The organism is Dyella sp. KRB-257 (genome assembly GCF_049445995.1).
Classification (GTDB): domain Bacteria; phylum Pseudomonadota; class Gammaproteobacteria; order Xanthomonadales; family Rhodanobacteraceae; genus Dyella_A.
On the sequence record NZ_JBMSDZ010000006.1, the window covers coordinates 97631 to 111137 of the forward strand.

General features: G+C 69.8%; 12 protein-coding genes and 1 other RNA gene. 6 read left to right on the forward strand and 7 right to left on the reverse strand.

The window, feature by feature from the left end:
* Nucleotides 1-52: 52 nt before the first annotated feature.
* Nucleotides 53-655 (forward strand): class I SAM-dependent methyltransferase, encoded by a 603-nt coding sequence (locus tag ACO2Q2_RS06600; protein WP_423254964.1) that lies wholly within the window; start codon nucleotides 53-55, stop codon nucleotides 653-655.
* A 207-nt stretch (nucleotides 656-862) separates the two neighbouring features.
* Here the strand turns inward: ACO2Q2_RS06600 and metK are convergent, their stop codons facing one another.
* From metK to dusB, 3 genes are all read right to left on the reverse strand, one after another.
* Nucleotides 863-2059, reverse strand: a complete 1197-nt coding sequence (metK, locus tag ACO2Q2_RS06605; protein ID WP_423254965.1) for a methionine adenosyltransferase — start codon at nucleotides 2057-2059, stop codon at nucleotides 863-865.
* A 139-nt stretch (nucleotides 2060-2198) separates the two neighbouring features.
* The gene (locus ACO2Q2_RS06610; RefSeq protein ID WP_423254966.1) at nucleotides 2199-3548 is read right to left on the reverse strand and encodes a diguanylate cyclase; all 1350 of its coding nucleotides are present in this window, start codon (nucleotides 3546-3548) and stop codon (nucleotides 2199-2201) included.
* Between the two features lie 133 nt (nucleotides 3549-3681).
* The gene (gene dusB, locus ACO2Q2_RS06615) at nucleotides 3682-4680 is read right to left on the reverse strand and encodes a tRNA dihydrouridine synthase DusB (RefSeq protein ID WP_423254967.1); all 999 of its coding nucleotides are present in this window, start codon (nucleotides 4678-4680) and stop codon (nucleotides 3682-3684) included.
* 114 nt (nucleotides 4681-4794) lie between these two features.
* On the opposite strand from dusB, the gene ACO2Q2_RS06620 reads away from it, so the two are divergent.
* Complete coding sequence (locus ACO2Q2_RS06620) at nucleotides 4795-6546, forward strand: diguanylate cyclase (protein ID WP_423254968.1); 1752 nt, start codon at nucleotides 4795-4797, stop codon at nucleotides 6544-6546.
* Nucleotides 6547-6615: 69 nt separating this feature from the next.
* On the opposite strand, the gene ACO2Q2_RS06625 is transcribed toward ACO2Q2_RS06620, so the two are convergent.
* On the reverse strand, nucleotides 6616-7962 hold the full coding sequence (locus tag ACO2Q2_RS06625; RefSeq protein WP_423254969.1) for a nucleoside permease: 1347 nt from the start codon (nucleotides 7960-7962) through the stop codon (nucleotides 6616-6618).
* A 235-nt stretch (nucleotides 7963-8197) separates the two neighbouring features.
* Here ACO2Q2_RS06625 and ACO2Q2_RS06630 point away from each other — a divergent pair, with 235 nt between their 5' ends.
* A complete protein-coding gene (locus ACO2Q2_RS06630) occupies nucleotides 8198-8812 on the forward strand; it encodes a homoserine/threonine efflux transporter (protein ID WP_423254970.1) in 615 nt (204 codons plus the stop codon).
* An 83-nt stretch (nucleotides 8813-8895) separates the two neighbouring features.
* Here ACO2Q2_RS06630 and ACO2Q2_RS06635 read toward each other — a convergent pair whose 3' ends face one another.
* Genes ACO2Q2_RS06635 through ACO2Q2_RS06645 form a run of 3 tightly spaced genes read right to left on the reverse strand, consistent with a single transcriptional unit; the run spans nucleotide 8896 to nucleotide 11310 of the window.
* Nucleotides 8896-9045 (reverse strand): hypothetical protein, encoded by a 150-nt coding sequence (locus ACO2Q2_RS06635; RefSeq protein WP_423254971.1) that lies wholly within the window; start codon nucleotides 9043-9045, stop codon nucleotides 8896-8898.
* Between the two features lie 37 nt (nucleotides 9046-9082).
* Nucleotides 9083-9439, reverse strand: coding sequence for a YraN family protein (locus ACO2Q2_RS06640; RefSeq protein WP_423254972.1), 357 nt, complete (start codon nucleotides 9437-9439; stop codon nucleotides 9083-9085).
* Entirely contained in the window at nucleotides 9439-11310 is a 1872-nt protein-coding gene (locus tag ACO2Q2_RS06645) for a penicillin-binding protein activator (protein ID WP_423254973.1), read from the reverse strand. Before ACO2Q2_RS06645 ends, ACO2Q2_RS06640 begins: the two co-directional genes overlap by 1 nt.
* Nucleotides 11311-11384: 74 nt before the next feature.
* On the opposite strand from ACO2Q2_RS06645, the gene rsmI reads away from it, so the two are divergent.
* From rsmI to mraZ, 3 genes are all read left to right on the forward strand, one after another.
* The gene (gene rsmI, locus ACO2Q2_RS06650; protein WP_423254974.1) at nucleotides 11385-12212 is read left to right on the forward strand and encodes a 16S rRNA (cytidine(1402)-2'-O)-methyltransferase; all 828 of its coding nucleotides are present in this window, start codon (nucleotides 11385-11387) and stop codon (nucleotides 12210-12212) included.
* A 144-nt stretch (nucleotides 12213-12356) separates the two neighbouring features.
* Nucleotides 12357-12724: RNase P RNA component class A (rnpB, locus tag ACO2Q2_RS06655), an RNA gene on the forward strand.
* A 290-nt stretch (nucleotides 12725-13014) separates the two neighbouring features.
* Nucleotides 13015-13461, forward strand: coding sequence for a division/cell wall cluster transcriptional repressor MraZ (mraZ, locus tag ACO2Q2_RS06660; RefSeq protein ID WP_423254975.1), 447 nt, complete (start codon nucleotides 13015-13017; stop codon nucleotides 13459-13461).
* The last annotated feature ends 46 nt before the right edge of the window (nucleotides 13462-13507 follow it).

Consider the following 13507-nt stretch of genomic DNA (forward strand, 5'->3'; position numbering starts at 1 on the left):
GGGCAAAGCCCGACAGGCTGCTAGAATTCGCCGGCTATTCACCGGAGTCGACATGAATCGCTGGAACGAACGCTACGCGGGCGAGGATTTCCTGTTCGGCACCGCGCCGAACGCTTTTCTCGTGGCCCAGCGTGCCCGCCTGCCGCAGCACGGCACCGCGCTGGCGGTGGCCGACGGCGAGGGCCGCAACGGCGTGTGGCTGGCCGAGCAGGGGCTGGACGTGCTGGCGGTCGATGCGTCCGAGGTCGGTTTGGCCAAGAGCCGCCAGCTTGCCGCCGGACACGGCGTGCGCATGGCGTGGGAGCTGGCCGACCTGTCGAGCTGGGACTTCGGCCGCGAACGCTTCGACGTGATCGCCGCGATCTTCATCCAGTTCGCCGATCCGGCACTGCGCGCGCGCCTGTTTGCGGGCATGCGCGCGGCGCTCAAGCCGGGCGGCGTGCTGCTGCTGGAGGGCTATCGCCCCGAGCAGCTCGGCTACGGCACCGGCGGCCCGTCGGAGGTCGCCCACCTGTATACCGAGGCGATGCTGCGCGAGGCGTTCGCCGATCTGGCGATCGAGCACCTGGCCGCCTACGACGCCGAGATCCACGAGGGCAGCGGCCATCGTGGCAGGTCGGCCTTGATCGACCTGGTGGCGCGCAAGCCGGGCTGAAACACGATGCCGCGCCAACAGCCTGGGGCGATCCGGCGCGCCGGGGGAGTGGATGGGTGAAGCGGGCCCGGCAGTCGCTGGCGGCTGCACCTGCGGCGCAACGTGAATGGGTGGCCCGTTTCGAGCGGGCGGTGCGGCTGAAATGAAACGGGCCGCGTGAGCGGCCCGTTTCATTTGGTGCGCGGCATTCGCGCACAAGGTGCGCTCCTACAACTTGGCGTCGGCGCGCAGCGCCTCGGCCTTGTCGGTCTTTTCCCAGGAGAACGCGGTGTAGCTGCTGCCGTCGGCGGCCTTCACCTCGTACGGGGTGCGGCCGAAGTGGCCGTAGCTGGCGGTCTGCTGGTACATCGGATGGATCAGATCGAGCATCTTGATGATGCCGTACGGGCGCAGGTCGAAGTGCTTGCGGATCAGCTTCTCGATCTTCTCGTCGGCGATCTTGCCGGTGCCGAAGGTGGTGACCGAGATCGAGGTCGGCTCGGCCACGCCGATGGCGTAGCTCACCTGCACCTCGCAGCGGTCGGCAATGCCGGCGGCCACGATGTTCTTGGCCACGTAGCGCGCGGCGTAGGCCGCCGAGCGGTCGACCTTGGACGGGTCCTTGCCGGAGAACGCGCCGCCGCCGTGACGGGCCCAGCCGCCGTAGGTGTCGACGATGATCTTGCGGCCGGTGAGGCCGCAGTCGCCCACCGGCCCACCGATGACGAACTTGCCGGTCGGGTTGATGTGGAACTTGGTGCCCTTGTGCAGCCACTTGGCCGGCAGCACGGGCTTGAGGATGTGCTCGCGCACGGCCTCGACCAGGTCCTTCTGCTTCACGCCCGGGTCGTGCTGGGTCGACAGCACCACGGCGTCGATGGCGGTGGCGCTGCCGTTCTCGTAGCGCAGGGTGACCTGGCTCTTGGCGTCCGGGCGCAGCCACGGCAGTGGCGAGTTCTTCTTCTTGCGGACCTTCGCCTGCTGCTCGACCAGGCGGTGCGAGTAGTAGATCGCCGCCGGCATGAAGTCCTTGGTCTCGTTGGTGGCGTAGCCGAACATCAGGCCCTGGTCGCCGGCGCCCTGTTCCTCGGGCTTCTTGCGATCCACGCCCTGGTTGATGTCCGGCGACTGCTTGCCGATCAGGTTCAGCACGCCGCAGGTCTCGCCGTCGAAGCCGACTTCGCTGGAGTCGTAGCCGATGTCGACGATGACCTTGCGGGTCAGCGCTTCGAGGTCGATCCAGGCGCTGGTGGTGACTTCGCCGGCCACGATGGCCACGCCGGTCTTCACCAGGGTCTCGCAGGCGACGCGCGCGCGCGGATCCTGCGCGAGGATCGCGTCGAGGACGGCATCGGAAATCTGGTCGGCGACCTTGTCCGGGTGGCCTTCGGAGACCGACTCGGAGGTGAAGAGATGGCTGCTCATCGTGGGATATATCCTTCCTTTCGGATAAAGAGATGGAAACGGTCGCGCATCATACAACGGCCGGTTCGGCTTTGCAGGGCGCGCGCCGCGGGCCGTGCCCATTCCGTTCAGCCGTCTGGACGGCCGCACGGCGTGGCGTTCAGAGCAGCTCGCTGCGGTTGCGGCCGCCGCGCTTGGCGCGGTACAGCGCGCTGTCCGCGCGTTCGAAGGCGGTGTCCGGCGAGTCGTCGCCACGCAGCACGGTGACGCCGCAGGAGAGCGTGATGCGCACCGGCCGCTGCTGGCCGTGGAAGCCGAGGTTCTCGATCCGCTTGCGCAGCGATTCGGCCACGCGCAGGGCGGCTTCCGCGCCCACGCCGGACAGCACCACCACGAACTCCTCGCCGCCGTAGCGGGCCAGCAGGTCGTCCGAGCGCAGGCCGGCGCGCAGCTGCTCGGCGACGATGCGCAGCGCGCGGTCGCCGGCGGCGTGGCCGAAGCTGTCGTTGATTTCCTTGAAGCGGTCGATGTCCAGCACCAGCAGGCTGGTGTCGACGCCGCCCTGTGCGGTGCTCAGGCAGGCGTCGGCCATGTGCTGCTCGAACACCAGCCGGTTGGCCACGCCGGTGAGCGGGTCGGTGGAGGCCAGCGCCTGCTCATGGCGCAGCGTGGCTTCCATCGCCTGCGCCGAGCGCTCCAGTTCGCGGATGCGCTGGCCCATCTGCTCGGTGCGCGCCTGCCACTCGCGCTCGCGCGCGGCCTCGCGCTGGCGGAAGGTTTTCAGGTGCCCGCTGATCGCACCGAGACGCTGCTGCACCTCGACCTGCAGCGCGCCCAGTTCCTGCGCCTGCGCCACGTGGGCTTCCAGCGCGGTGATCTCGCCCAGCACCTCGTGGTCGAGCCGGTCGCGCGCGCTTTCGCCGTCGCGGTGGGACATGTCCTCGCGGGCGAGGTAGACGGCCAGCTCTTCCAGCTGTTCGGTGACGTGCTTGAGCAGCCGCTCGGCGGCGGCGCGCGCCTCGCCGATACGTTGGCAGTGGCGGTTGACCAGCGAGGCGACGGCCTCCGCCTGCACCGCCAGCGTGGCCGCGTCGGCGCTGGCCAGGATGGTGTCGCGCAGCGCGGTCAGCCGCGCCACCGCGTCGTCGTCCAGCCGCAGCCGGTCGACCAGGGCGAGCAGCACCTGGCCGGTGGAGATCGATTCAGTGAACGGATGCGGCTGCGGTGCCGCCGCGCCGGCCGCGGTCGGCAGTAGTTCGTCCAGCGCCTTGATCGCCTCGCCCAGCTCGGACAGCAGCGCTTCGAGCGCCGGCTCGTCGACCGCGTCGCGCACTTGGCGGCGGATGTTGCCCAGGCTGGCATCCAGCGCGGCGACGCGGCCGTCGGCGGCGTAGGTGAGCCGCGTGACCAGGCGGCGCAGCAGTGCATCCAGCCGCAGCCAGCGCGCCTCGCGAAGTTCGAGTCGCTCGACCGCTTCCTGCTGCGTGCGCGTGGGGGGACTGTCTTCCATGGGAGGGCAATGGGTTTCGGTAGACGGACTATCGTACGCGCCCGCGGTGATCGGTGCCTACCGGGACTCGCTCCACCGGGACACGCTCCACGTGGCGGCGGTCGCAGTAGGCGGGCGATTTTTTCTCAGCCTTTCAGGCGGCGACGTCGCACGCAGCGAGGTCGCCGGCAGCGAGCGCGGCGAAATAGCGGCGCGTGAGCGCGAGCTGCTCGTGCGCCGTCTCGGCGCGATTCACCACCTGGCGGAACGCGGCGTTTTCCGGACGGTCCCTGGCGTACCAGCCCAGATGCTTGCGCGCGATGCGCACGCCGGCCAGCTCGCCGTAGAACGCGTGCAGATGTTCCAGATGGCCGAGCAGGATCGCGGCGACTTCGTCCGGCGCGGGTTCCGGCAGCGTCTCGCCGGTGGCCAGGTAATGCGCGATCTCGCGGAAGATCCACGGCCGGCCCTGCGCGCCGCGGCCGATCATCAGCGCATCGGCGCCGGTGATCTCGAGCACGTGCTTCGCCCGCTGCGGCGTGGTGATGTCGCCGTTGGCCAGCACCGGGATGCGCACGGCGGCCTTCACCGCGGCAATGGTCTCGTACTCCGCTTCGCCCTCGTATTTGTCCGCGCGGGTGCGGCCGTGCACCGACAGCGCGGCGATGCCGGCGTCCTCGGCGATGCGGGCGATGCGCAGCGCATTCCTGTGGTCGCGGTCCCAGCCGGTGCGGATCTTCAGCGTCACCGGCACGGCGACCGCCGCGACCACCGCCCTGCAGATGCGCGCCACCAGCGGCTCGTCCTGCAGCAGCGCCGAGCCGGACCACACGTTGCACACCTTCTTGGCCGGGCAGCCCATGTTGATGTCGATGATCTGCGCGCCGTTGGCGACGTTGGAGCGCGCCGCCTCGGCCAGCATCGCCGGGTCGTGGCCGGCGATCTGCACGCTCACCGGCTCGGGCTCGCCGGCGTGGTCCATCCGCCGCAGCGACTTGCGGGTGTGCCACAGCGTGGGGTCGGCGGTGGTCATCTCCGACACGGCAAGCCCCGCGCCCAGCCGCTTGCACAGCAAGCGGAACGGCTTGTCGGTGACACCGGCCATCGGGGCGAGCACCACGGGCGGGTCGATGCGGTAGGGGCCGATCTGCATCGCGTTAGTGTAACGTCTGTGTCGGACCGCCCCCGCCACCACCGGCGGGGAGCCCGGCGAGCCGGACGCCGGCCGAAATGCAGGAATTCGATGTTGCGAGGCTTGGTTGCGACCGTGTTGTGGTTGCCGCTGCTGGCCCATGCCGGCGCTGCGACCTCGATCAATGCGCTGCGTGGGCGGGCCGTCACCGATCCGCGCGGCGTGATCGCCGACGTGCGGCAGCGGCTCGACCTCGATGACGGGAGTCTCGCGCCGGCCGAGGAGCGGGCGCTGCTGTGGGGCATGGGCTCGGCGGCGATCAATGTTGATGACGAGGCCGCGCTGACCGAATCCACGCTGCGCCTGGACAGCCTCGGGCACGCCCGCGGCGACGGCGTGGCGCTGGCGGCCGCCGGCTTCCTGCACGCACGCCACGACGTGGCCAATGGCATCGGCGACGGCCTGAGCGAGGCGCTGCGCGCGGCGGCCCGGGTGCAGGGCAGCGATGACGCGCAGATCGTCGCCTGGGCGCGGTTCCAACTGTGCGATGCGTACGCACTGGACGAAAGCGCCGCCAAGGCGCTGACGCTTTGCCGGCAGGCGCAGGCCAGCTACCGCGCGCTGGGCGACGAGTGGGGCATCGCCGACGCCGAGAACGACGAAGGGATCGCGCTGGCGAGCCTGGGGCGCGTGCGCGAGGCGGCCGCCGCGTACCGGCGCTCGCGCGAGCGCTTCACCCGGGTGGGTGCCACCGAGCTGGCGGTGATGGTTGGCGACAACCTAGCCAGGATGTACCTGAAGCTCGGGCGTCCCCGCGAGGCGCTGGCACTGTCGCGCACTTCGCTCGCCCATGAGCTGGCCGCGGGGCGGATCAGCGATTCGCTCGACTCCAGTTCCGATATCGCCCGGGCCGAGGCGGCGCTCGGTCATCCGCACCGCGCCTACGCCATGATGCAGGCGACGGTGGCTCGCGCCCGCGCTGCCGGCATCAACGGGCAACTGGTCGACCTGCTGCGGAACGAGAGTGAACTGGCCGAGCGGATCGGCCGGATGCATGACGCCCTCGCCCAGCTGCGCGAGGCGCTCAAGCTCACCGCAAGCACCAGTACGCCGGCACTGCGGGCGATCGAAGCGGAGCTGGAGGCACGCTATGCCACGCGCGAAAAGGAGTTGCGCATCCACGACCTGGAGCGCGAGAACCGGATCAAGGACCTCGACCTGGAGGCGGCACGCGCGGAGGCGATGCGACGCGACGAGGCCCGCCGGCGGGACGTCCTGCTCGGGCGGGTGACCGCCGTCGCGATGGTCGGGTTGTTGCTGGTCGCCGTGCTGCTGTTCCTGCTGCTGCGCTCGCAGCGACGTCATGCGGCAGAGCTGCGGCTGCAGGCGTTGCGCGATCCGCTGACCGGCATCGACAACCGGCGAGCCTTCCTGCGGTGCGCCGAGTCGCTGCTGTCGCCACTGCCGGAGACCGCGCCGCCGGTGCTGATGCTGATCGACGTGGACCACTTCAAGCGCATCAACGACAGCGCCGGCCATCCGCAGGGCGACCGGGTGCTGGTGCAGGTATCGGCGATGCTCCGCGATGCGGTGGGGGACAGCGGCTGGGTCTCCCGGGTAGGCGGCGAGGAGTTCGCTGTGCTCTGCGCCGGGCTGGGCGCCGACGCCGGCATGCGGCTGGCCGAGACCCTGCGGGCCGGGGTGGCCACCCTGCCGATGCCGTCCCAGGCGGGGCCGGACCACGTCACGGTGAGCATCGGCGTGGCCGCTTTCGACACCCGTCGTCACCGCGATGTCGATGGCTGGATGCGCGCGGCCGACGTCGCGCTGTATTCGGCCAAGTCGCTGGGCCGCGACCGGGTGGTGGCGGATGCGATGGTCGACTAGGAGCGTGGGTCGTAGAAGCCATTCGGGTTGCAAAGCTCTTCGCCGCGAACGTTTCCACGGCCCACGCCGCTAGCCCGTTCCGTGCGCCATCGAGCCGCCGGGATCGCGGCCGGGCACGTGTTTGTGCCGGAACAGGACCAGGAACGCGATCGCGACCACCGCCGAATACGCGGCGAAGCTGATCCAGATCCCGTGCCAGTCCTTGGCTCCGTCCGGCGCGGTGAAGAACGCCTCGATCACCACGCCGGAGATGGAACTGCCGAGCACGGCGCCGAAGCCGTTCGTCATCATCATGAACAGGCCTTGCGCGCTGGCGCGGATCGCCGGGTCGCTCTGCGACTCCACGAACAAGGAGCCGGAGATGTTGAAGAAGTCGAACGCCATGCCGTAGACGATGCACGAGAGCACGATCATCCACAGCCCTGATCCGGGATTGCCGTAGGCGAACAGGCCGAAGCGCAGCGCCCACGCGGCCATCGAGATGAACATCACCGTCTTGATGCCGAAGCGCTTGAGGAAGAACGGGATCGCCAGGATGAACAGCGTTTCGGAGACCTGCGAGATCGACATGATGATCGCCGGATGTGCGACGGCAAGGCGAGTGGCTAGTTCAGAAAAAGAGTGCTCGCTCAGTGATGCGAAGAAGGTGTTCCAATCGAGCGGCGCCATGTCCTTGTAGGGCGCGAGCGTGGCGAAGTCGTGCAGGAAGGTGTCGCCGTAGGCGTTGGTCAGCTGCAGCGCCGCGCCCAGCAGCATCGCGAAGACGAAGAACACCGCCATCTTGGCGTTCCTGAACAGCTTGAACGAGGTCAGCCCCAGCGTATCCAGCATGGAGCGGCTGGACGCGGCCAGGTGGTCCAGCTTGGGCGGGCATGGCGGCAGGGTGAACGCGTACAGGCCCAGCGCCAGCGACGCGGCCGAGGCCACGTAGAACTGGCCCGAGGTGGTTTCCAGGTGCAGCAGGCTCACCGTCCACAGCGCCGCGATGAAGCCGATGGTTCCCCACACGCGGATCGGCGGGAAGCTGGTCACCACATCCAGCTGCTCGCGCTTGAGCGCGTTGTAGCCCACCGCGATGGAGAGCGAGATGGTGGGCATGTAGAACATCATGTTGACCAGCATCACCCAGAACATCGTGCCGGGCGCGGTCACCAGCGGCACGCAGAACAGCACCACCGCGCCGGCGATGTGGAACAGGCCGTAGAGCTTTTCCGCATTGACGTACTTGTCGGCGATGACGCCGGCGATCGAGGGCATGAACAGCGAGGCGATGCCCATGGTGGAGAAGATCGCGCCGAACTGCGCGCCGCCCCAGTGCTTGTTCTGGAACCAGTACGCGCCGATGGTGATCAGCCACGATCCCCAGACGAAGAACTGCAGGAAATTCATCACGACCAGGCGGAACTTGATGCTCATCGGGGCTCTTCGTGCGGCGTGGTGGGAGGATCGCCCGGTGCCGCGCCGAACACGGCCGGCGTGGTCGCGGTGGCGAGCGGATCGTGACGCGTGGGCGTTCCCCGGGAGCCGGCCCGCGCAAGGCGGTCTGCAGGCGCGTCGCAGCGTAGAGGAGCGGGCGGGCACCGGGCAAGCTGCGCCGCGGCTCGTGCCCGGCGGTCTACACTGCGCGCCCCGCCGCCCCGGTTTCGCCCGCATGCCGCTGTTGCTCACGATCGCCCTGGTGCACCTGCTGGCGCTGGCCAGTCCGGGTCCGGATTTCCTGTTCGTCTCGCAGACTGCGGCCAGCCGTTCGCGCACGCAGGCGATGGCCGGCGTGCTGGGTATCGCGCTGGGCATCGCGGTGTGGGCGGCGCTGGCGCTGCTGGGGCTGCACGTGCTCTTGTACCGGCTGGCGTGGCTGCAGCGCACGGTGGCGATCGCCGGTGGCGCCTACCTGCTGTGGATGGGATGGCAGCTGCTGCGCGCGGCGTGGCGTCCGGCGGCCGCGGCGTCCGGCGGTTCGGCCCCGCTCCCGGCCAGTGCCTGGCGCAGCCTGCGTGCCGGCCTGCTCACCAACCTGGCCAATCCCAAGGCGGTGGTGTATTTCGCCAGCGTGTTCTCCGCGCTGGTCGGTCCGGCGGTGACCGCCGCCACGCGCTGGCAACTCTGGATGCTGGTGGCGGTGGAGTCGCTGGCGTGGTTCGCGCTGGTGGCCACGCTGTTCGCGCTGCCGCCGATGCGGCGCGCGTATCTGCGCAAGGCACGCGTCATCGACGGCCTGGCCGGCGGCGTGTTCGTGCTGTTCGGCCTGCAGTTGATGCTGGGCTAGTGTGGTGCCGTACGCCCGGCGGCTCTTTCAGCGCGGCGCGGCGTCGTCGCGCGGTGGCGGCAGCGCCGGTGCCGGCTCGACCGTCAGCCGGCGGCGCCGCAGCAGGTGTCGATCATGGCGCGGGCGCGCTCGGTCTGCGGGTGCGGTGCGAAGCGGTCGAGCATCGCCCGACGGCTGCAGGCGGCGAGCAGCAGCAGGGTGACGAGCAGCGTGGCGATCTTCCGTGCGGTCATGTGGTTTTCCTTGCGAGGTCGTCGACGGTTGGCGCGGTCATTCCGCCTCGAAGGCGCCGCGCAGCCAGTGCATCCTTGCGGCGTCGCCGAGGCCGTCGTAGCTGACCACGTCGAAGCGGCAGGCGCGCTGGGCGTGCTGCGGATGCGCGGCCAGCCACAGCGAGGCGGTGCGCAGCAGCTTGTCGCGCTTGCTGCGGGTGATCGAGGCGGCGGCGCTGCCGTGGCCGCGCGCGCCACGCTGGCGCACTTCCACGAACACGATGGATTCGCCCTCGCGCATCACCAGGTCCAGCTCGCCGTGGCGGGTGGTGTAGTTCTGCGCCAGCAGGCGCAGGCCGTGGCGTTCGAGTTCGCGCCGGGCGCGCTCCTCGAAGCTCGCGCCGGCGGCCCGCATCAGGGCGTGCCGCCGCTCGTGCCGGTGGGCGGGGCGGGCACGCTGTCGACGGGCAGCGCGGCCGGGGGCGCGGCCGAGGGCGTGTCGTCCAGCTGCAGGCTGCCGGTGAGCGGGCGGGCCACGCCGTCGCTGAAGCGCGCCCACACCATGACGCGCCGCACGTGGCCGAACTGGTCGGCGGTGAGCTGGCCGGTGGCGCCGGGGAGGTAGCTGCCGGGATGGTCGCGCAGCCACTCCAGGTAGGGCGCGAGGTTCCACGCATCCATGCCGAAGGCGAACAGGCGCGCCGCGCTGCCGCTGGCGGCGGGCAGCAGGGCGGCCATGCCCGCGTGCGGCGGCAGGCCAGGCTGCGCATCGAACAGCCACGGCGCATCGCAGAACTCCACGCCGTCCAGGTCGCGGTCGTCGCCGGCGTCGTCGCTGCCGGCATAGATGTGCGAGGTGGCGAACACCGGCAGGGCGATCCGCCTGATGCGCAGTTGTGGCACCAGCAGACGCGCCTGCTCCGGTCGCATGCTGATGAACACCGCCGCGTCCGGATCGTCGGCGGCGATGTCCATGCCGGCGATGGTGTTGCCGAAGTTCACGCCACCCGGCGGCAGGCTGGCCTGGGCGGCGACCTGGCCGCCGCGGGCGATCAGTTCGGCCTTGAACGCGTCCGCGGCGCGCTGCGCGAAATCGTCGCGGGAGATGATCACGTACGCCGTGTGCGGGCCGCGCTCGATCAGGTGGTCGGCGGCCTGGGCGCCTTCGGTTTCCGGCAGCAGGCCGAACTCGGTCACGTTGGCCGCGGGCATCGCCTTGTCGTCGGGATGATTGAGTGCCAGCACCGGCACCGGCAGCGGGTTCTGGCCGATCACCGCGCTCACTTCGGCGCGGGTCAGCGGCCCGATCACCAGTTGGGCGCCGTCCTGCACCGCCTGCCGGTAGGCCTTGATCGCGCCGTCGGCACTGCCCCCGCTGTCGTACACGCGCAGCGCCGCGCGCGGTGCGTGGGTGCGGCTGGCATCGGCATAGGCGGCGAAGAAGCCTTCGCGGATCGACGAGGTGGCCCTGGCGAAATCGCGTGTGTCCGGCAGCAGCAGCGCGATCCGGCTGGGCATGCGGTAGCCCTCGCGCACGTTGGCGTCCGCGCCCGGCAGCATGGTGCCCACCGGCTGGTTCAACTCCGGCTGCGGGTTGGCCACGGTGATGCCCTGCTGCGACAGCGCCTCGTTGACCCACGGCAGCATGCGGTCGGCGCGGGTCATGGCGCTGGCCCGCCGCTGCAGTTCGGCCACGCCCAGGCGACCGAGCAGGTCGAGGATCTGGCGCTGGTTCTGCGTGCGGTCCAGCCCGCTGAGATCGACGTCCATCTGCACGCGGGTGCGCGCGGCACCCCACGGATCGCCGCTGGCGTCGAGCGCGCGGGCGCGCAGTTCGAGCAGGCGCAACTGCAGTGCAGGCGGCACGTGCAGGCCGGGCTGGGTGGTGAGTGCGAGCGCGGTGCGCGGATCGCCGTGGTGCAGGGCGATCTCGGCGCGCAGCAGATCCAGCCGTACCGGCTCGTCGTCGGCCAGCCGCGCGCGACGCACGTCGGCCAGCACGCCGGCGGCGCGATCGAGTTCGCCCTCCTGGCGGTAGGTCTCGGCGGCGTTCAGGCGGTAGCTGTCCGCGTGCGCGGCGTTGGCGGATGCCAGCGCGAGGTAGGCCTGCGCCGCCTGCTCGAACTGGCCCTGCCGGCGCAATGCGTCGGCGTGCTGCATCGCGCTGATTTCCGCGGGCGAGCGGCGGGTGGCCGTGGGCACGCAGGCAGCGAGCGCGAAGCTGATCAGCAGGGCGAGGCCGGCGGCGCGGTACAGGCGCATGGAGAGTCCCTTGAGTCGAGGCATGTCGTGATCGGAATGGTCGGACTGCGCGATGATAGACGATCGATCCGCCGCACCGCCGCCGCAAGGATTTTCCGATGCCCTCCGTTCAACCCGGTTCGTTGTGGGTGGTTGCCACGCCGATCGGCCATCGCGACGACTTCACCGCCCGTGCCGTGCAGACGCTGCGCCAGGTGGCGGCGATCGCGGCCGAAGACACGCGCCACAGCCGCCCGCTGCTGCTGCACCACGGCATCGACACGCCGCTGCTGGCGCTGCACGAACACAACGAGCGTGAGGTGGTGGATGCGCTGGTACAGCGCATGCGGGACGGCGAGTCGGTGGCGCTGATCTCGGACGCGGGCACGCCGCTGATCAGCGATCCCGGGTTCCGGCTGGTGCGTGCCGCGCGCGCGGCAGGCGTGCGCTGTGTTCCGGTGCCTGGCGCCTGCGCGGCGATCGCCGCGCTGTCGGTGGCCGGGCTGCCGAGCGACCGTTTCGTGTTCGAGGGTTTTCTTCCGCCCAGGTCGGCGGCGCGACGTGCGCGATTGCAGGAGCTGGCCGGGGATCCGCGCACGCTGATCTTCTACGAGTCCTCGCATCGGGTGGCGGAGAGCCTGGCCGACATGCGCGACATCTTCGGCGGCGCTCGCGAGGCCGTGCTGGCGCGCGAGCTGACCAAGCTGTTCGAGACAGTGATCGGCGAGCCGCTCGACGACCTGGCGGTGCGCGTCGCGGCCGATCCGGACCAGCAGCGCGGCGAGTGCGTGCTGCTGGTGGCCGGGCGCGGCGAGGAGGTCGATGCCCGGCTGGCCGAGGGGCAGCGGGTGTTTGCGATCCTGCGCGAGGAACTGCCGCCGGCCAGGGCGGCGAAGCTGGCCGCGGCGATCAGCGGCGCGCCGCGCAAGCTTCTCTACGAAGCGTAGGAGCGCACCCTGTGCGCGAATGCTCCTGCTCTACGAAAAGATCAAGGCCAAAAGCATTCGCGCACCATCAAGGCCAAAAGCATCGCGCACCATCAAGGCCAAAAGCATTCGCGCACAGGGTGCGCTCCTACTAGACTTGTCGATGGAGTCGGCCGGACAGTCGCGTCGCACGCAAGTGCATCGAGGAAAGTCCGGGCTCCACAGGGCAGAGTGCCAGGTAACTCCTGGGCGGCGTGAGCCGACGGCCAGTGCAACAGAGAGCAGACCGCCGAACGGCATCTTCCGGATGTGCGTGGCAAGGGTGAAAGGGTGCGGTAAGAGCGCACCGCGTACGGGGCCAACGCCGTACGGCACGGTAAACCCCACTCGGAGCAAGACCAAATAGGGGAACGATAACGCGGCCCGCGTTGTTCCCGGGTAGGTCGCTGGAGCCAGGCGGCGACGCCTGGCCGAGAGGAATGACTGTCGCGCCGCAAGGCGTACAGAACCCGGCTTACAGGCCGACTCCACCTTTCGCCACCCCGGGCGGGTCACCGCCCGGGGTTTTTCGTGGGAACGCCGGCGGCTGAATGCCGGTTCACGTCCTGCCGCCGCTTTGGCGCACAAGGCCGGGCCTCGGGAAGAGACAAAAACCCCTTTCATTCAAGCGCCTTGCCTGGCTTCCTCACGTAAGGGGTGAATTGTCGTCACCTCTTTGTCTTTACTCCTTGATTCACAAAAGAAATTCCCTTGACAGTCTCAGGGGGCGAGACTATCGTGGGTTTCGGTGTGAAATCGTGGGTTTTAGTGGAGTCACTGAGCTGTGTTCCAGGGCGAAACCGCCATCACCGTGGACGACAAGGGCCGCCTGGCCATCCCGACCATGTATCGGGAGCTGGTGACGGGCGCCTGCGGCAATCGTCTGGTGATCACCTACAACCCGTTCGAGCACGGCTGTTTGTGGCTGTTCCCGTACGCGGAGTGGGAGCGGGTGCGCGACGAGGTCAATGCGCTGTCCAGCGTGAAGACGGCCCATCGCAACATGCAGATGAAGCTGGTGGGCGCGGCGACGGTGGTCGAGCCGGACAGCGCGGCGCGCATCCTGCTGCCGGCCAGCCAGCGGGGCACCACGGGCATCGAGAAGCGGGCGGTGCTGCTGGGCATGGGCAACAAGTTCGAGCTGTGGAGCGAGCAGGCGCATCTGGCCAAGATTCGCCAGACCATCGGCGAAGACGACATCACCAGTGACATGGCCGGTCTGCGCCTCTGAGTTTTCACGCGGCGCGGCGACAAAGTGCGGGACGGGAGCGGAGTGC

Coding starts and splice junctions, on each gene's coding strand:
- ACO2Q2_RS06600 (WP_423254964.1), top strand. CDS start 53: ATGAATCGCTGGAACGAACGCTACGCGGGCGAGGATTTCCTGTTCGGC.
- metK (WP_423254965.1), bottom strand. CDS start 2,059: ATGAGCAGCCATCTCTTCACCTCCGAGTCGGTCTCCGAAGGCCACCCG.
- ACO2Q2_RS06610 (WP_423254966.1), bottom strand. CDS start 3,548: ATGGAAGACAGTCCCCCCACGCGCACGCAGCAGGAAGCGGTCGAGCGA.
- dusB (WP_423254967.1), bottom strand. CDS start 4,680: ATGCAGATCGGCCCCTACCGCATCGACCCGCCCGTGGTGCTCGCCCCG.
- ACO2Q2_RS06625 (WP_423254969.1), bottom strand. CDS start 7,962: ATGAGCATCAAGTTCCGCCTGGTCGTGATGAATTTCCTGCAGTTCTTC.
- ACO2Q2_RS06630 (WP_423254970.1), top strand. CDS start 8,198: ATGCCGCTGTTGCTCACGATCGCCCTGGTGCACCTGCTGGCGCTGGCC.
- ACO2Q2_RS06635 (WP_423254971.1), bottom strand. CDS start 9,045: ATGACCGCACGGAAGATCGCCACGCTGCTCGTCACCCTGCTGCTGCTC.
- ACO2Q2_RS06640 (WP_423254972.1), bottom strand. CDS start 9,439: ATGCGGGCCGCCGGCGCGAGCTTCGAGGAGCGCGCCCGGCGCGAACTC.
- ACO2Q2_RS06645 (WP_423254973.1), bottom strand. CDS start 11,310: ATGCCTCGACTCAAGGGACTCTCCATGCGCCTGTACCGCGCCGCCGGC.
- rsmI (WP_423254974.1), top strand. CDS start 11,385: ATGCCCTCCGTTCAACCCGGTTCGTTGTGGGTGGTTGCCACGCCGATC.